The sequence below is a fragment of the Aquiflexum sp. genome (genome assembly GCF_041749095.1).
In the GTDB taxonomy this organism is placed as follows: Bacteria; Bacteroidota; Bacteroidia; order Cytophagales; family Cyclobacteriaceae; genus Aquiflexum.
Genome location: NZ_JBGTCA010000437.1, coordinates 1 through 17,726 on the forward strand (window position 1 = coordinate 1; position 17,726 = coordinate 17,726).

Annotated in this window: 16 protein-coding genes; 14 read left to right on the forward strand and 2 right to left on the reverse strand. The window is 39.2% G+C overall.

All coding sequences use genetic code 11. The features are described from left to right. Together ACEW8O_RS20180 and rbfA are read right to left on the reverse strand one after the other, a co-directional pair. Window positions 1-1,160, reverse strand: a 1,160-nt coding sequence (locus tag ACEW8O_RS20180; protein WP_373496433.1) for an FtsX-like permease family protein, incomplete at its 3' end; no start/stop codon positions are given. Between the two features lie 16 nt (window positions 1,161-1,176). Then, window positions 1,177-1,557 carry a 30S ribosome-binding factor RbfA gene (gene rbfA, locus ACEW8O_RS20185; RefSeq protein WP_373496434.1) on the reverse strand — a complete coding sequence of 127 codons (381 nt, stop codon included), beginning with the start codon at window positions 1,555-1,557 and terminating at the stop codon, window positions 1,177-1,179. A 92-nt stretch (window positions 1,558-1,649) separates the two neighbouring features. On the opposite strand from rbfA, the gene ACEW8O_RS20190 reads away from it, so the two are divergent. The 14 genes from ACEW8O_RS20190 to ACEW8O_RS20255 all read left to right on the forward strand — a co-directional run bounded on the left by ACEW8O_RS20190 (window position 1,650) and on the right by ACEW8O_RS20255 (window position 17,724). Further along, entirely contained in the window at window positions 1,650-3,050 is a 1,401-nt protein-coding gene (locus tag ACEW8O_RS20190; protein WP_373496435.1) for a hypothetical protein, read from the forward strand. A 241-nt stretch (window positions 3,051-3,291) separates the two neighbouring features. Then, window positions 3,292-3,951, forward strand: a complete 660-nt coding sequence (locus tag ACEW8O_RS20195) for a LuxR C-terminal-related transcriptional regulator (protein WP_373496436.1) — start codon at window positions 3,292-3,294, stop codon at window positions 3,949-3,951. Window positions 3,952-4,116: 165 nt separating this feature from the next. Then, window positions 4,117-4,671, forward strand: a complete 555-nt coding sequence (locus ACEW8O_RS20200; protein WP_373496437.1) for a DUF4255 domain-containing protein — start codon at window positions 4,117-4,119, stop codon at window positions 4,669-4,671. A gap of 2 nt (window positions 4,672-4,673) precedes the next feature. After that, a complete protein-coding gene (locus ACEW8O_RS20205; protein WP_373496438.1) occupies window positions 4,674-5,291 on the forward strand; it encodes a hypothetical protein in 618 nt (205 codons plus the stop codon). A 32-nt stretch (window positions 5,292-5,323) separates the two neighbouring features. Then, window positions 5,324-6,745 (forward strand): phage tail sheath family protein, encoded by a 1,422-nt coding sequence (locus ACEW8O_RS20210; protein ID WP_373496439.1) that lies wholly within the window; start codon window positions 5,324-5,326, stop codon window positions 6,743-6,745. A 43-nt stretch (window positions 6,746-6,788) separates the two neighbouring features. Further along, the gene (locus ACEW8O_RS20215; RefSeq protein WP_373496440.1) at window positions 6,789-7,220 is read left to right on the forward strand and encodes a phage tail protein; all 432 of its coding nucleotides are present in this window, start codon (window positions 6,789-6,791) and stop codon (window positions 7,218-7,220) included. Between the two features lie 2 nt (window positions 7,221-7,222). Further along, complete coding sequence (locus ACEW8O_RS20220) at window positions 7,223-7,720, forward strand: phage tail protein (protein WP_373496441.1); 498 nt, start codon at window positions 7,223-7,225, stop codon at window positions 7,718-7,720. An 11-nt stretch (window positions 7,721-7,731) separates the two neighbouring features. Beyond that, on the forward strand, window positions 7,732-7,902 hold the full coding sequence (locus ACEW8O_RS20225) for a DUF5908 family protein (protein WP_373496442.1): 171 nt from the start codon (window positions 7,732-7,734) through the stop codon (window positions 7,900-7,902). After that, window positions 7,902-8,618 (forward strand): LysM peptidoglycan-binding domain-containing protein, encoded by a 717-nt coding sequence (locus ACEW8O_RS20230; RefSeq protein ID WP_373496443.1) that lies wholly within the window; start codon window positions 7,902-7,904, stop codon window positions 8,616-8,618. Before ACEW8O_RS20225 ends, ACEW8O_RS20230 begins: the two co-directional genes overlap by 1 nt. A gap of 9 nt (window positions 8,619-8,627) precedes the next feature. Next, the gene (gene vgrG / locus ACEW8O_RS20235; protein ID WP_373496444.1) at window positions 8,628-10,394 is read left to right on the forward strand and encodes a type VI secretion system tip protein VgrG; all 1,767 of its coding nucleotides are present in this window, start codon (window positions 8,628-8,630) and stop codon (window positions 10,392-10,394) included. 2 nt (window positions 10,395-10,396) lie between these two features. Then, the gene (locus ACEW8O_RS20240; RefSeq protein WP_373496445.1) at window positions 10,397-10,687 is read left to right on the forward strand and encodes a PAAR domain-containing protein; all 291 of its coding nucleotides are present in this window, start codon (window positions 10,397-10,399) and stop codon (window positions 10,685-10,687) included. 4 nt (window positions 10,688-10,691) lie between these two features. Beyond that, window positions 10,692-11,108, forward strand: a complete 417-nt coding sequence (locus tag ACEW8O_RS20245; RefSeq protein ID WP_373496446.1) for a GPW/gp25 family protein — start codon at window positions 10,692-10,694, stop codon at window positions 11,106-11,108. Window positions 11,109-11,119: 11 nt separating this feature from the next. Further along, a complete protein-coding gene (locus ACEW8O_RS20250) occupies window positions 11,120-14,740 on the forward strand; it encodes a hypothetical protein (protein WP_373496447.1) in 3,621 nt (1,206 codons plus the stop codon). Further along, window positions 14,740-17,724 carry a hypothetical protein gene (locus tag ACEW8O_RS20255; RefSeq protein WP_373496448.1) on the forward strand — a complete coding sequence of 995 codons (2,985 nt, stop codon included), beginning with the start codon at window positions 14,740-14,742 and terminating at the stop codon, window positions 17,722-17,724. The genes ACEW8O_RS20250 and ACEW8O_RS20255 overlap by 1 nt, the downstream gene beginning before the upstream one ends. Window positions 17,725-17,726 lie beyond the last annotated feature (2 nt).

A 17,726-nucleotide genomic window follows, 5' to 3' on the forward strand; every position in this document is an offset into this window, starting at 1 on the left:
ATGGTAATCACAGACACCGAAGTCCACAAAAAATCCCACCAAACCATTTTTACGGGATAACTTTCAATAATCGAAGAAGCAATTCCCAAAGATACCAATCCGTATTGGTCTTGGATCCAACAGGCCAAATATCCTATTATAAGTCCGATGATCGCACCTGATAAAGCTATAATTGCACCCTGCTTTAGATATATTTTCTGAATCATCCACCGTTTAGCTCCTAATGCAAACAAAATTGCCGTATCTCTTTTCTTTTCTATGGCCATCATGGACAGAGAAAAGAAGATATTAAATGAAGCCACGGCAAGGATAAAGGTCAGCGTCAAAAACACAAAAAGTTTCTCGATCTTAATGGTCCTTAGGATTTGGGCGTGCTGTTCATCAGTATCTTTCACCTGGAATTCATCCCCTAAAAAAGCCGAAACTCTGGCTTTGACCCTTTGGATATTATATCCTTCTTTCACTTTCACTTCAAGCGCTGTCCTTTTTTGGCCATAATTGAGCAAAGAGCTCACAAATGAAAGTGGTGCGATGATATAATTATCATCAAATTCTTTTTCTATGCTAAAAAAAGCTTCAGGCTTAAGGATTCCCCTACTGTACATTTGGCTGGGATCTATGGTACCTGCACTTCTTGGCGCTTTGGGATAAAAAACCTGCAACAGGTCAAAATGATTGTCCAAGTCCACTGAAAGAAAAAAACCTACCCCTCTCCCGATGATGGCCCTTGGCTGGGTGTCCGTACCAAGATCGAGATTTCCCCAAATATATCCTCCTTCGAATCGACCCTGATCTAAATAATTATCCGACACACCTTTTATCCTGGCCAAATGCTGATTGTCTCTATACTTAAATAAGGCATTGTCTTCTATGACTTCTGTCACCACTTCCACACCTTCTATAACCTGGATTCCGGATATCCAATCATCAGTGACTGAAAAAGATTTCCCTTTGGCAGCTTCAATTTTGAGTTCAGCATCAAAAGATGCATAAAGTCCTCTTACCAGATCTTCCAACCCATTAAAAACAGACAGTACCATGATAAGGGACATGGTACCGACTGCTACACCAATCATGGATATTCTTGATAGGATCGTGATAAAATTCCGCTTCTTTTTACTGCGGAAATATCGATAGGCTATAAAAAACGAAAGGTTCAACTATCCAAAAATTAAATTAATCTTCTTCTTCATCTTCTTCTCCTGAATCCTCGGGGATTTCAAGGGAATTGATCACTTTGTCCATATGCTGGGCATACGACGCGGATTCATCCATGAAAAAAGCCAATTCCGGAATAATTCTAACTGATTTGCCGATTCTATTTCCCAAATGCTTTCTCAGTTCACCTTTTTTCTCCTTAATCTTTTCAAAGGCAGCTTTGTCTTTATCCAATAAAAAACTGAGGTGAATCCTGACAACACTCAAATCAGGACTTATCAAAACTCTGGAAACAGTGGTAAAAGCATTCCCAATGATATGCTTACCTTCTTTTAGAAAAATTTCACCCATTTCCTTTTGGATGAGTCTGTTGAATTTTTGTTGTCTTTTGCTTTCCATTTTTTTATTAATTGTGACAAATTTAGTGAATTAAATGTGGAACACTTAATTTCGTGGGTCCTGTTTGTAACACATATAGAATTATCCCGATTTTGCTGAGCTTTTTCCGTATCAACGACCCGTCCCGTCTTATTGTTATTATAGCTGTTTTACTGCTGCTGAGCAGTGTATATATCTGGATACTACAGGTCCCTCTACTGCAGCCCGAGGGTATATGGCTATTGATAGGAGAAAGAATGGCCGATGGCAAGCACATGTACATCGACATCATCGATGACACAGGTCCATTGTCTTCGGGGGTATATTGGATCTGCCACTTGCTGGTTGGCAAATTTGTGATGATGTATAAGGTTCTGGCAATTTTGGTGGTGCTGTTTCAGATAATTTATATCAATAACCTATATATTAAATATAAATCTTTTGAGGAAAACACCTATATCCCCTCCTTGGTAATGGTGATCTTGTTCCACCTATCTTTAGATATGATCACCTTATCCCCTGCCTTGTTGGGCAGTACCTTTATTATGCTTGCCCTTGGACAGCTTTTCTCGCAGACTGTTCTGCAAAAGGAAGGATCCGACTCCATTCTTTTAGTGGGTATCTATGGCGGAATTGCGGCCTGTTTTCATTTTCCATTGGTTACTTTTCTACCCTTTTTATTGGTGGCAGGCATAGTGGTCAGCGGTTTTTCATTCAGGCAATTGATACTGGCTTTGGTAAGCTACCTCCTTCCAATTACCTTTTGTGCTATCTATTATTTTTGGATTGACGGACTCTTTGCTTTTTTTGACCAGTTTATCATCTCACCACGGAATATTGAAAGCTATGCCCACGTCTCCTACCGGGATTTGGCAATTCTGTTTACTGTCCCATTGTTTTTTACAACATTGGGATTCTTTGTAGGATTGATTGTCAAATCCCAAACAGTAAATCAGCAAAAACAACTTCAATTGATCCTGATATTTTTGATTTTTGCATTAGGTTCTTTATTTCTGACAAACAGAACAACTCCCTATCAGTTGATTGTCATCATTCCAGGATTGGCATATTTCATCACCTTTCTATTTGTGGCATTCAAAAAAGGAACCCCCATCAAAATATTGGCAGCGGTTTTTGTGTTTGGAATTCCGATGATAGGATATACATGGACATTTTTTCAGATCAACTCCGGTAGTATTAATTCCTATGCTATAGAAATTTCAGAGGTCCACCGCATGACAGATGGTAAAAGGATATTGGTTTTAAGTGAAGACCTTGGTTATTACCACAATGCTTCATTGGCTACACCCTACTTGAATTACAGACTTTCAAAAATCAATCTCCAAGACCATACAAGCCTTGAAAAGTCCGCACAGATTTTTCAGAATTTTCAAAAAGAAACGCCTGATTTGATTGTGGATGAAGATGGGGTGTTTGGGAAGCTTCTTGAAAAGATGCCATTGTTAAACAAACAGTTTACTTTGATCAAACCCAATATTTACATGAAAAAGTGAGAAAATTCTTTTCTTTATATAAAAATAATTTTTTAAAAAAAATGCTATTATTTTTCACATAGTAATTGTTTAATTTAAGTGTAAAATCTTTATATTTATAACTCCTCGCAAATTCTAAGACTTTTGATAATTCTAATTAAAGCAAGTAATACAGATTTATAAATTTCAACCAACTTTCCCCACAGTTTTCGAAGGTCTGAATTAGTGATTTTGGTTTCTTTTTAAATTAAAACTTTGTGAAATGGAGAATAACTTTATAATTGGAGATTCTACTTTATTTGCTAAGGGATTAAATCTTGTCCTTACAAATTTTGGTTTTCTGACCATTGAACAAATACCCTATGAGAATATCAACAAGCTAAAAAACGGAGTAAATTCAGAGGGAAATATTTTTTGGATCGATGGAGCTTATAACTCCAAAACAGCTTTAAGCTTTTGCCAATCCCAATTGAAAAAACTGGCCAATTCAAAGACATTTATTTTTTGCAACAGTCGTGATCCGCAATTGATCAAGAGTTTTTTAAAGGCAGGAATTTCAGGCTATTTCCTCCCGGATTGCAGTCCAAAATGTATCAAAGATGCATTGTTCCAAGTTTCAAAAGGCAATAAGTACATTGACCCGATATTAAGTCAAATCCTCTCCCAAACAATGCTTGGCCTGGAATCAAAAAGATCCGGACACAATCCATTGACCAAAAGAGAAAAGCAAATCCTGAACCTGATTGTTGAAGAAAACACCACCCAAGAGATCGCAAACAAACTTTTTATCAGTTTCTGCACCGTAGAAACACATCGACTCCATCTAATTCAAAAGCTTGGGGTTAGGAACACTGCCGGCCTGGTCAGGGAAGCTGTCACCCAAAACATTTACGAAAAATCCATGAATTCCATGAGTTTTTAAAATCAAGGTTTTCGTGGATTTTATTGCGGTTTTTAATGATCAACTTTGGAATTAAGTGTTGGAAAGGTGCAATTTAAGCGCATTTCCATATCCATAATTGTTTCAATTGATTTTTCATTATTTCCCAATATGATCGACCAAATTTTAAATAACGTCATTGACCTCATGAATGAGCATTTTGGTTCTGTTGAACCGGAAGTCGTTTTGGGAAATCTTTCCTTAATAGATTCTTATAATGATGATTTGAGTACCAATATTTCTGATAGAGTTGTCCTCTCTGTAGTTAACATCCAACAGGAAAGCATATTGAGAAACAACCCTGCTAACAGGCAGATTTTTGATAACTCAGGCCTGCCCAGAGGAGTAGCAAGACATCCGGGGATTTTTCTGAATATATTTTTATTGATTGGCGCAAACAAATCTGAATATGTCATGGGACTTCAGAGGATATCACAGGTACTGTCTTTTTTTCAACGTAACCCGATATTCACAACTGCTCAAATCCCTTCTTTGCCCGACTTTTCACTTGACAAAATCATATTTGATCTTCATTCCACAAGTTTTGAGGAGTTGAACCAACTTTGGGGCATTATGGGGGGAAAGTATATCCCCTCTGTCATTTACAAGATGCGATTGGCATATATAGACAATGTTGAAGAAGGCTCAGAAATACCTTTAGTCAAAAGCATTGACACTTCCTTTAACAACAAATCACGCTAACTATGGATAGGTTAGTCACAAAATATGAGAAGTTGTTCTCCATCAGATTCACTCACCCTGAATATACTTTTTCCGGTGCAATGGGAGGCATTTTGTCTGATAAGTTGAGTGTCCTACCTGACTTGCCAACTCAAAAACTTTTTAAAAGACATGACATCCAATACCGGATGAGGCAGGATACTTTATTGGTTTTTTTGCGGATACGGGTAGATTCCGATATCCCTTACTTTAGGTTACCGAATATTTTTACAGCCAGATTTCATTTCAGTATACAGGATGAAGTCTTGGCACAAACCGAAATCCCTGAAACACATGGAGGAGAAACTATGTACCGGTTCCGTATCAATCTCCGTTCCTCCCAAAATTCAATGAACCTTTCCAGTGCAACTCTTGGCCAAATAGAGTCCAGGGAACCGGAAAAGGTCTTCCACCATGTATATCCCCCCTTTTGGGAAACTGTTCCAGTGAATCTAAAAGGGACCTTTGGGGTAATTGATATTGTTACAGAAGGTTCAAGTACACATAGGCTATATACCGATGTCACTAACCAAAATTTATTCTACACACCTGCAAACGGCAATGAACATGAACATCTATTCACGGTTCATTTAAATACCTGAAAATAACATGCAACCATAAAAACAATTGTCCAATGTCACAGATCAATGAATCAGCAATCAGAACCCCGGGCGTCTATATCAATGAAGTCCCGCTATTTCCGCCCTCTGTAGCCCAAGTGGAGACAGCCATACCGGCATTTATTGGCTATACCCAAAACGACACAGATGAATTCGGGGACAGCTTGAATTTAGTTCCCACTAAAATTTATTCCCTTAAAGAATATGAAACTTATTTTGGATCCGCCGAAGATGAGCAAGGTATCACTGTCGCTGTAGATATCACAATAGAAGACGGTAATATAACAGGAACAGCCGCAGAAGCAGCAATCGCTTCACCATCTCCATTTACCATGTATTACAACCTTAGAATGTATTTTTCAAATGGTGGTGGGCCTTGTTTTATTATATCAATCGGGACTACAGATGAGGCTTCTGCCCAACAAGATTATATAGATGGACTCGATGTTTGTGCTGCTGAGGATGATCCTACCATTATTGTATTTCCTGATGCCCCACATACCTTAACGGAAGGTCAATACTATGCCCTGGTTTCTCTTGCAATTGATCAATGTGCAAACCTTCAAGATAGGTTCACACTTATTGATGTTCATACTCCTGCTGCCAATAACAATACCACTACCACTATAAGTGCCTTCCGAACTGCATTTACAAAAAATGATAGTCTCAATTATGGAGCTGTGTACTACCCGAGGTTGAATACCACTTTTGACTATGCATACTTAGATGCAGATGTAGATGTCACCATTACTACAGATGGTACCGCAGCAGGGGCGGTTGGTTTAGACACTTTAATGACATCAGAAACAGCTATCTATAATTTATGTAAATCCAAAATCAGGGAAAAATTAGCTCCTACACTAACACCTGCTGCGGCAATGGCAGGCATTTATGCAAAGGTAGATGCCTCACGTGGAGTATGGAAGGCACCTGCAAATGTTTCAGTCAATGGGGTTTATGACCTATCTGCTAGGATCACTGAAGCAGAACAGGGAAGTATGAATATAGATCCTACCTCCGGAAAGTCAGTGAATGCAATCCGCCTATTTCAAGGAAAAGGTTTTTTAGTTTGGGGTGCAAGAACCCTATCAGGCAATGATAATGAATGGCGGTACATCAATGTGAGGAGGTTTTTTATAATGGTAGAAGAGTCATCCAAAAAAGCTACCATGCAGTTCGTTTTTGAACCCAATGATGCAAATACGTGGGTGAAACTTAGAGCAATGTTGGAAAACTATCTCACCTTACTTTGGAGGCAAGGGGCTTTGGCAGGCGCCAAACCTGAGCATGCCTTTTATGTCCGATGCGGATTGGGTCAGACTATGACGGCTCAGGATATTTTGGAAGGAAGGCTGATCGTAGAGATTGGAATGGCTGCAGTTAGACCTGCAGAATTTACCATTCTCCGTTTTTCCCACAAAATGCAGGAATCCTGATCAAACCAAAAAATAAATCAATAAACCTTTAAACAAAAATATTATGGCCAATTATCCTCTTCCCAAGTTTCATTTTCTTGTAGAATGGGGCGGGACAAAAATAGGATTCAGTGAAGTATCGGGGCTGGAAGTTTCCACCGAATTTATAGAGTACCGAGATGGTGCCAGTCCGGAATATTCAAAAATCAAAATGCCGGGAATGCAAAACTTCTCAAATATCACTTTGAAAAGAGGGATATTTCAAGGAGACAATGAATTCTATATGTGGTGGAATACAGTAGCATTAAATACCATTGAGAGAAGGGATTTGATCATTTCCTTACTCAACGAATCCCACGAACCTGTGGTGGTATGGAAAGTAAAAAATGCCTGGCCCATCAAAGTCCAATCCACGGACCTGAATGCTACAGGCAATGAAACTGCCATAGAAACCATGGAAATAGCACATGAAGGTCTTACCATGCAAAACGAGTAACTATGTTCGCTTATCCACCGGTAGGATTTCATTTTGCAGTTGTTTTTCAGTTGTTCCCTCAGACCCCAAATGACTTTCGGTTTCAGGAAGTCAGCGGCCTTGAGATGCAAATGAATATGGAAAGCATCATAGAAGGCGGGCAAAACAGGTTTACCTGGCAATTGCCTGTAAGGGCACAATATTCAGATATTGTCCTTAAAAGGGGAATGTTCATAGGGTCTGGGATATTAATGTGGTGCAAGAATGCATTTGAAAATTTTGTGTTTGAACCGGTCAATATCATCATCAGCCTCCTCAATGAACATCACGTTCCAATTCAAGCCTGGTATGTAGTAAATGCCATTCCAAAAAAATGGTCCGTCTCAAATTTTGATGCGGAAAAAAGTTCTTTGGTCGTAGAGTCCATCACCTTGAGTTATCAATATTTTGACATCATCAGTGTTGACTCTCTCCTTTCTTTGGGAGGTAGTATTGCGGGCTCAGCAAGTATCAGTTTCTAAATCCTAAAGTGATGCCAATTGAAATAAAAGAACTGTTTATAAGAGCTTCTGTAGGCAATAACAATGAAGAACGTCAGCAGAAGGGTACTCCATCCCAAAATGTGGAAATTCTGAAACAAGAATTAATTGAAGAAGTAACTGAAGAAGTTCTCAGGAAATTAATCCTTAAAAATGAACGCTGATGCTGGACTTTGGCCATAAAGTAGAGAAACTATATGTAGAACCCTATAAGGATGCGGAATTTTCCCAGCCTGTACCTGAAAGTAAATTCAGTGCATTGATCAATCCTGCGACCTATAATTTCAGCTATAAATTTGAATTTGATGAAAGTCAAGCTCCCGGGACATCTTCCACCAACCTGAAATTCAACAGGATTTTGCCCAGGGATCTGAAATTTGACTTCTTGTTTGATGGTACCGGTGTCGTCAAAGACATGTCAGTGTTGAGCCTAGGGATTGCCAATCCATTTGCAAAGCCCGTTACGGTCACTGAGCAAATAGAGGAATTCAAAAGAAAAATCATTGATTTCCAATCAGACAGGCACCGTCCTTATTACCTGAAGATCCATTGGGGGGAATTGCTCTTTGAATGTGTCCTCAAGCAGATGGATATTGAATACAAAGTGTTTGCCCCTGATGGAAAACCGATTAGAGCAATCGCAAAATGTCAGTTTGCAGAAACCATCGCAGATAAAAAAAGGGCTCCCAAAGAAAACCGGCAAAGTCCCGACATTACGCATGAACGGTTGTTCAATGCCACAGACAGGCTTGACCATCTGACTTTTAAAATCTATGAAATGGACGAGCCTTATATTCAGATTGCATCATTCAATGAGCTCGATGGGTTTAGAAAAATCCAAGCCGGAACAAAGATTTATTTTCCTCCAATAGAAAAATAATCCAATCCCATGCCTGTACTGCTAAATAAAGAATTGGTCACCCATAAAGTACTGCTTGGCAGCGGTCCTGATTCCCCTGCAACAGAGATAATCCCTTCAAATTTGCAAGTTTTGGATATCACCGTTTACAAGGAATTGGACAAAATCCCCTATGCCTGTCTCAGGATTGTTGATGGTTCTGCGTCCGAATCCGATTTTATTTTAGGTAACAGCGGTCTGTTCAACCCTGGCAAAAGCATCGATATCCAACTTGGATATAACAGTTCAGATCTGTCAGTTTTCAGTGGACAGATCATCAATAATTCCCACACTGTAAATGGCAGGCAATCAACCCTCAACCTTACCTGCAAGCACCAATCAGTGAAGATGACCATCTCAAAAAACTTCAGACATTTCAATGATTTGAGTGACGAGGACATTGTAGAAAATTTATTTCAGGAAAACGGTATCACAGAATTGGATTTTGAGTCGTTTGGAAGTGTTCATGAACAACTTGTCCAAGCCAATGTTTCGGATTGGGACTTTGCCCTTTCCAGAATTGATTCCAATGGGATGGTCTGCAATATCAGTGATTCTGTCAATGTATTCAAACCTGATCCATCCCAAGATCCGAAAGTAACTTTGGTTTATGGGGAAAATATTCTTGCATTTAGGACAGAATCAGATATCCGTAGCCAATCAGCATCAGTCAAAGCTTTTTCTTGGGACTATGCCAACCAATCAGTCAATGAATCTGAAGGGAATCCATTCCTTAATGCTGCACCAGGAAATATATCAGAGGCTATACTTGCCGATTCCCATGGCCGGGAGTTCAAAATCAAGACACCGGTAATGCTGGACAACCAAACCCTTCAGGTTTTGGCAGATACCAAAAAACAAAAACAATCACTTTCCAAAATAAAGGGAAAAGTGAAATTCTACGGCACAGCTGATCTAAATCCCGGAGATTGGATTTTGTTGGAAGGTGTTGGAGATCAATTCAGCGGCAAGGCATTTGTCTCAGCTTTGCAGCATAATTGTAATAATGGGAACTGGGTTACAGAAGCTACTATAGGTTGGAACGAAGACTTTTATTCCGAAAAATTCAATCCATTTTCCCCAAGTGCAGAAAACGGTCAGTTTTCAAAAATGCCAGGATTACAAATTGGTATTGTCACAGACATATTGGATCCTAAAGGAGAAGGCAGAGTCAGGGTCAGCCTTCCGGTAATTAACCCAGACGATGCAGGGATTTGGGCAAGGGTTGCAACACTAGATGCAGGGAATAACCGAGGGACATTTTTCAGACCTGAAATCGGAGATGAGGTGATTATTGGATTTATGAACGGTGATTCATCCCACCCGGTCATTTTGGGGATGCTTCACAGCAGCTCGAACCCGACACCTTTTGAACCGGAAGATTCCAATGATCAAAAAGGATATGTGTCCCGTTCGGAAATCAAAATCACCATCAATGACGGAGATAAAAGTATAATTATAGAAACACCGGGTGGCAGGATAATTTCATTGGACGATAACGCAGGCGAAATCAATATAAAAGACGACAATGGAAACTCCATAAAAATGGACAGTAGCGGAATTACGATTGATTCTCCGAAAGAAATCAACATTAACGCCGGTTCAGCTTTGAATCTTGCAGCTCCTGAAATTGGTATCAAAGCCGATATGGCTGCCAGTTTTGAGGCCTCTGGGAGTATGAGTGTAAAAAGTGACGGTACCGCCGAAATTAAAGGTGCCATGGTAGATATTCAGGGAAGTTTGGTCAAAATCAATTAGATATGCCTCCAGCAGCAAGAATTACCGATATGCATGTCTGTCCGATGGTTACAGGAACTGTCCCACATGTGGGCGGTCCAATCCTACCCGCTGGTGAAGCAACCGTTTTGATCGGAGGGTTACCTGCAGCAAGAATTGGGGATATGGCCACCTGTACCGGACCACCTGATACAATTATTGCCGGTTCGGGTTCTGTGCTGATAGGAGGAATGCCTGCTGCCAGATTGGGGGACTCAACAGCACATGGAGGAACCATCGTGTTAGGATGTTTTACTGTATTAATAGGAGGATAGTGTCATGGCAAAAATGCACCAATCATTTCTGGGAAAAGGATGGGGATTTCCTCCTCAATTTGATAGAAGTTCCTCAAAAATAAAGATGCTACAAGACGAGGAGGATATACAAAGCAGTCTTGAAATCCTCCTTTCAACCAAACTGGGGGAACGAGTAATGCGACCTGACTATGGCTGTGATTTGCATGAACTGGTTTTCGAACCTCTCACCACTACCTTCAAAACTTACATGACAGACTTGATCAGAACCTCCATATTATATTATGAACCAAGAATAGAAGTAGAAAAAATTGATTTAAACGATACAGGTGATCTGGAAGGAAGGATTCTTATAACAGTCACCTACAAAATTAGAGCAACCAATTCCCGCTTCAACTTTGTATATCCATTTTACAAAAATGAAGGAACTGACCTAAAATAAGAGAATTTTATATGGCATGTAATGATAAAAATCCATTGATCCGAGAAGGAGTTGACCGACTCAACAGAGTATTGGCATCCCTCTCACCGGGTTCTGCACCTGTTGATGACAGGTCAATGGAAGACCTTATGCTATTTGCGAAAAGATATGCCGCCTTTTTGAATTACAAAAACCCGGAAAACAATAATGAGGGTCATTGGGAAGATTTGATGAAAGTGGATATCAGCTATGTTTTGGCTGTACTATTGTCATTTGATGTTTTTAAGATCTCTGATTATATCAAGCTTTTATATAAAAAAACAAAACTGGCCATTTCAGCTAACGATGAAACAGAATCCAGAAGGGAATTCAAATACTTATTCGATCTGATTTTTTCAATCGCCTACACTATTGATGAGCAATGTTCCTATCTGAAAGATGAACCGGACTATCAACTTGTGATCAGATCCTTAATAAAAACCAAGCTCAATTCTCCGTTTTCAAAACTGTATAATTCCAAAAAGGACAATCAGGACCTGTTCCTCTTATCCAACAAGACTGACCCCTCTGCCCCAATCACGACCATCAATTCAAAAGGGACGATCCATTGGGCCAATTTTGAATTAACTGATGAAAAGTTAAAGATTACGATTCCGGGAACAGTTACTGTTGAGAAAATCAGTCATTTAATAAATCATAATGTCTTCAATAATCAGATCAACCTGTTATTGTCCGGTATTTCTACCATCCTTGCAAAATCAGAGCAATTATTGCAAAAATCACTTTCAGAGTATTCAAAGCACGAACCTCATTATGCTTTGTTTCTGGCATTTTTGAAATTGTTTAAAAATGCTCAGGACAGTATAAACCAATATACAAAAAGCCACCTGGATTTTTATTACAAAGATGTTTTGAGACTCAAAAACCAAAGCCCGGCACCTGATAAAGCTCATTTGGTCATTGGTCTTCAAAAACACATCCAACAGCATTTACTTGCCCAAGGCACCCTGTTCAAAGGTGGGAAAGATGTTTTGGGTAAAGAAAGACATTATGCTTTAACTGAAAACGTAGTCTTTAATCAAGCTGCCGTTTCGGACATCAAAGCTTTTCAGATTCACGGAAAGAATTTATTGTCTTTTTCAAAAGCCAATTCATTTGATGGCAATGGAGAAGAATTCGAAGGAGATGATAAAAGCTGGTATGCATTTGGGAAAAAACAGAATACTCCTACCTCAGAGGCAGGGTTTGCTATTGCCTCAAACTTGCTCTTTTTGAAAGAGGGACGTAGGACCATAGATATTCTTGTTCAATTTGCAGACGCCCCAAAAACCAAATTTAAGTTCATAACCACCAGATTTTCCGGCAGAACCAGCATTATTCCCTTTGAAGTTGGTTTGACTGGGGAAGAAGAATGGGTGAATCAAAAGGTAAATGGGGTTTATGATGGGGAAAAGGGAACATTAAATTTAAGAATTATTTTGGATGTGGAAGAACAACCCATTTTGCCCTATTCTGAAAATATCCATGAAAGCAATTTCAATACCACCCTCCCACTTTTGACTGCAAGAATGGTACAAACAGAAAGCCGTGTTGCCTATTCTGAGTTGATGAATTCTAAGGTTTCTTCCATTAAATTGGCTGTAGATGTCAAAGGGGTCAAGGACTTGGCACTCAATAGTGACGGCGGTTCAATAGATTCTTCAAAACCATTTAAGCCATGGGGGGATTTTCCAAAAAAAGGGGCAAGCTTTTACATAGGAAGTAGGGAGATTTTTCAAAAAAATCTGGATTCCCTCATTTTGAATTTTCCCGTTGGTGTAACTTTTACAAGTAGCTACCTCCACAAAAACAAATGGAATGTCTATACTGTCGAAGATATCAAAAATGGCAGGTATAGAATTAAACCAAATACAGGGTCAACATTATTAGAACCAGCCTCATTGGATTTTTCCCAAAATCAAATCTTACAGGCTTCATCTTTTGAGGGCTATCTGCGTCTGCAATTGGTCCCAAATGATTATAGCATGAAGGAATTTATGATAAAAGTAAGCACCTATGTAAATCAGATGGTTGAAAGGGCAAAAATTACAGAACCGACAGATCCAGAGCAAAAACCAGGAACCTCTACGAGAACTTCCTCCATTTCTTCTGCCATTAAATCCGCAAATCCCATTACAGATCAAATTTTGTTTGAATTTGAGAAAGCAGGTTTTAAGGGGGAATACATTGAAATGATTCCAACTTTATCACAGATTCTAGTCAATACCAATATTCCAATCCCCGTAGCGGAGGAAGTGATTGCGGAAAATTTTTCCATTGACTATCGCGCATCTCAAAATATAACCTCAGTTGACATTGACCCAAATAGACATTTTTTTTATCATTTGAATCCTTTTGGATATGCCCACCAAACCATTTCAGACGAATTGTCTCTTATTCCCCAATTTAGCCGGCAAGGGGAGCTTTTGATTGGGATCGAAAAGGCTGAAGCCCCATTGACCGTTCAATTGCTTTTCTTGTTGGTAGAAGGAAGTTCCAACCCATTGAAAAACCAAGAACCTGTTTTATGGCATTTTTTGGACAAAAACAATAAATGGATAGAATTCGAAAAAAGCAGGATCATTGACGGCACCATCAACCTCACCAGTTCGGGTATTGTATCAGTCAATTTCCCGAAGGAAGCTTCTTTTGAACATACCGCGTTAGAATCAGGACTATTATGGATCCGTGCTTCAGTAGCCCAAAATACTGATGCAGTCTGCAAAATAATCGACATCAAAACACAAGGTGCTTTGGTGGAGCTTGTTCAGGAAGGAGAAGTCGAGTACCGCAATATCCTATCTTCCGGAAGTATTGCCAAGCTTAAAAATTCAGACAGTGCGATAAAAAAAATTGAACAGCCTTTGGATTCCTTTCATGGAAAGGTAAAAGAGATTGACTCAGACTATTACCAAAGAGTAAGTGAAAGGTTAAGACACAAACAGAGAGCGAAAAGCATATGGGACTATGAACATTTGGTACTTCAACAATTTCCCGAAATCCATAAAGTAAAATGCCTCAACCACAGTGGCTTTTATCAAGAAGTTGGTACCAAAGTGTTTTGCGAAAATTTTCCGGGAAATGTGACCGTAATCTGCATTCCCGACCAAAAAAACAAATCTTATTTGAACCCCCTCAGGCCATACACACCGATAGGTCTTTTGACGGACATCTTCATTTATCTGTCAAGAATTAACAATCCATTTGTTAAGTTACACGTGGTCAACCCAAGATTTGAGGAAATCCAAGCTGATTTCGAAGTCCGGTTTCATGATTTTATGGATGAGGTGTTTTATCGAAACCTGCTTGACATGGAAATTGAACAATTCCTTTGTCCTTGGGCATTTGATTCCAATTCCAAAATCACTTTTGGTGGAAGTATCCATCAATCAACCTTGATCAATTTCATAGAAGAAAGACCCTATGTCGATTTTATGAGTTGCATAAAGTTACATCATATCATTCGTGACGATAATGGAAATGTGTATCAAAAAAAATCAGACTTGGAGGAAGTGAACGCAACAAGTGGAAGATCGATATTGGTTTCCCACTTCGATGAAAATCAACCGGAGCCGCGACATAAAATCAAAGTAATCCAAATCTGTGATTGTTGATGAAGGAAAATCTGTCCATATCGAAAAACCCCATTTTACCCCCATCCATGGATTATGAATGGTTAAGGAACGAAGGCCTGAAATATATTGAGACCTTGGCTCATGATTCCTGGACAGATTACAATGCGCATGATCCGGGAATTACCATATTGGAAGTACTTTGTTATGCCATTACAGAATTAGGCTATAGATCTGATTTTGAAATGAAGGACTTGCTTTCGGGTTCGACAGAACAGACATTTTTTACAGCCCGGGAAATCCTGACTTCAGCACCCTGGACAATTACGGATTATAGAAAACTTCTGGTGGACATTGCAGGCATTAACAATGCTTGGATCATTACCGATCCAAAACAAGAAGTCGCTATTTATGCCAATTGTGAAGAGGATAAATTGCAGTATGTTCCAACAGATCAGGAAATCAAGCTAAGTGGTCTATATACCGTTTTGTTGGATTTGATGATTGATCCGGAACTTGGAGATCTTAATACAGGAGACATAGTACTTGAAAATATAGCTTTCGAATTGAACCCCATGGTCCAAATTGAAGAGGGAGAGTTTCAGCTAAAATTCGAATTCCCTTCGGTAAATGAAGTTGAGAGTGGGATGTTGAAAATGGACCCCCAATCTTTGACCATCCAACAAAACCCGGAGGAAAACAAGAGTTACATTTTTCATTTGGAATATGAAGATGGGGAAACAAAAGATCTGAATTTCAAGGTTACTATACCCAAAAACCCTACAAAAGGAAAAATACAGGAAAGTCATATTTGGCTCATGCTCCAGGATGTTGATTTTGGGACTCTCATTTTCGAGACCTATTTGGAAAAAATCCACAAGGCCAAAACCATTATCGACAACGCCGCAAAAACCCTACATGAAAATAGAAATCTATGTGAAGATTTTATAAAAGTGGAACCGATAAGTTCTGAGGAAATCGCTTTTTGTTTTGATGTAGACGTCAAACCACATTCAGACATCGAAAAAATCCAGGCTGAAATCTTCTTTGTCATAGAAAACTACCTCAATCCTCCCATTTCTTTCTATACACTCAAAGAATTAATGGAAGATCAAATCCCTGTGGAGGAGATTTTCGAGGGACCCAACCTGAATTATGGATTTATCCTTACCGAGGAAATAGAAAATGCACAACTTCGTCAAATTGTATATGCTTCTGATATCATCAACCTTTTGATGGACATCGAGGGAGTTCTTAGCATCCGCAATTTTTTGATGACCAAATATGACAAAGAAGGAAAAGTCCTTCCCGGATTTTCGGGTTTGTCATGGTGCATGAAAATCAGTCCCTTGCACAAACCGGTTTTGAGTAAGAACCATACCAAAATTATATTCTTCAAAGAGGGGTTCCCCTTTTTATCCCGCTATGGGGAAGTATCAGATACGATTGTTTTGTTGCATGCCCAAAATTCCCGTGGCAAACTCAGTCTCAATCAATTTGACCTGGGAATTCCAAAAGGGACCAAAAGAGACACCCTAAGCTACTGGCCTGCCCAATACGATCTTCCTATGACATTTGGTGTTGGTGAATTTGGTTTACCAAGCAATGCTGACAGCCTAAGGAAAGCCCAACAACAACAGCTGAAAGGCTACCTGATGTTCTTCGAACAATTGCTTGCTGATTTCTATGCCCAACTCTCCCATTCAAAGAATCTGTTTTCCACCTCTGACATTAAACAAACTTACTTTGCCCAATACCTTGGGGAAATAAAGGAAACAGAGAACCTTTTTGACCCAAACCTTAAAAGGGCAATTGAAAATGATTCTTCAGATTCTTTAGGTCAGGAATTATGGCAAAAATTGTATGAAAACAAGAATGATTTTTTTGACAGACGGAACAGGTTTTTGGATCATCTTCTTGGTCGATTTGCCGAATCCTTCCAAGATTATGCGCTGCTTATGTACAGGATAAATTATGAAAATCTCAGTGAAGAAAAAATTCAACAGCAAGAAGCTATTGATATTAAAATCCGCACGCTGAAATCCTATTCAGAAGTCAGTTATGCCCGAGGTCTCGCATTCAATTATTTTCCACAAACTCCCGATTTTTCTTTGGATGAAGGAAGATTATGGGATACTAACAATGTTTCAGGTCTGGAAAAAAGAATAAGCTACATGACAGGAATCAAGGATTTCAACAGGAGATTTCTTTACTGTATCAAAAATGTAGAGATTCTATGTGAAGAAACCCAAGCAGGTGAGGAGATTCATTGCAATCATTATTTCTCACTGACAAGCAGATCCGGGATCATCTTGAATTCCAAAAAATTTGAAGTTAAGTCCGAAGCTGAAGCAGTCCTTGAGGAAGTTATGGAACTTGGCATTCACCCTGAAAACTATCATTATACGACAAAAAAAATAAAACTCAAAAAACAAAATATCATCATTTTGGAAAGCACGCAGACATTTGATACTGAGGAAGAAGCCTTGGAAGAAATCAGTGAAATTGTTACAGAACTGAGCAATCCATGTGCTGACCCCGAAGGACTTCATTTGATCGAACATTTGTTACTCAGGCCGAGAACAAGTGAATTTAAATTGATGGAGGTATGTCTGCACGATTGTGATTGTCTATGCGAACTTGATCCTTATTCTTTCAGGGTTTCGGTGATTCTGCCACATTGGCCAAGGCATTTCGACAACATGTATTTCCGGAAATATTTTGAAAGAAAAATGAGGGAGGAAGCCCCGGCCCATATTCAATTAAAAATATGTTGGGTTGGAAATGAAGCATTAAGGCAATTTGAAATAAGTTATATGGATTGGGTAGAAACCTTGGCAGCGTTTAGTCAGGACTCCCAAAATCAAGAAGCGTTTAGGGAAGCAAATGATCGGTTAATTGAAATCATAGCAAACCTGAACTCAGTATATCCCAAAGCTACCCTTCACGATTGTGAAGAGAGTGACATAGACAAAAACCCGGTAAAACTGGGCCATACCACATTAGGAACTCAAAAATTTATATAACC

Bases quoted from the DNA above. Each gene is read 5' to 3' on its own strand.
- rbfA (WP_373496434.1), bottom strand. From the start codon at position 1,557: ATGGAAAGCAAAAGACAACAAAAATTCAACAGACTCATCCAAAAGGAA.
- ACEW8O_RS20195 (WP_373496436.1), top strand. From the start codon at position 3,292: ATGGAGAATAACTTTATAATTGGAGATTCTACTTTATTTGCTAAGGGA.
- ACEW8O_RS20200 (WP_373496437.1), top strand. From the start codon at position 4,117: ATGAATGAGCATTTTGGTTCTGTTGAACCGGAAGTCGTTTTGGGAAAT.
- ACEW8O_RS20205 (WP_373496438.1), top strand. From the start codon at position 4,674: ATGGATAGGTTAGTCACAAAATATGAGAAGTTGTTCTCCATCAGATTC.
- ACEW8O_RS20210 (WP_373496439.1), top strand. From the start codon at position 5,324: ATGTCACAGATCAATGAATCAGCAATCAGAACCCCGGGCGTCTATATC.
- ACEW8O_RS20215 (WP_373496440.1), top strand. From the start codon at position 6,789: ATGGCCAATTATCCTCTTCCCAAGTTTCATTTTCTTGTAGAATGGGGC.
- ACEW8O_RS20220 (WP_373496441.1), top strand. From the start codon at position 7,223: ATGTTCGCTTATCCACCGGTAGGATTTCATTTTGCAGTTGTTTTTCAG.
- ACEW8O_RS20225 (WP_373496442.1), top strand. From the start codon at position 7,732: ATGCCAATTGAAATAAAAGAACTGTTTATAAGAGCTTCTGTAGGCAAT.
- ACEW8O_RS20230 (WP_373496443.1), top strand. From the start codon at position 7,902: ATGCTGGACTTTGGCCATAAAGTAGAGAAACTATATGTAGAACCCTAT.
- vgrG (WP_373496444.1), top strand. From the start codon at position 8,628: ATGCCTGTACTGCTAAATAAAGAATTGGTCACCCATAAAGTACTGCTT.
- ACEW8O_RS20240 (WP_373496445.1), top strand. From the start codon at position 10,397: ATGCCTCCAGCAGCAAGAATTACCGATATGCATGTCTGTCCGATGGTT.
- ACEW8O_RS20245 (WP_373496446.1), top strand. From the start codon at position 10,692: ATGGCAAAAATGCACCAATCATTTCTGGGAAAAGGATGGGGATTTCCT.
- ACEW8O_RS20250 (WP_373496447.1), top strand. From the start codon at position 11,120: ATGGCATGTAATGATAAAAATCCATTGATCCGAGAAGGAGTTGACCGA.
- ACEW8O_RS20255 (WP_373496448.1), top strand. From the start codon at position 14,740: ATGAAGGAAAATCTGTCCATATCGAAAAACCCCATTTTACCCCCATCC.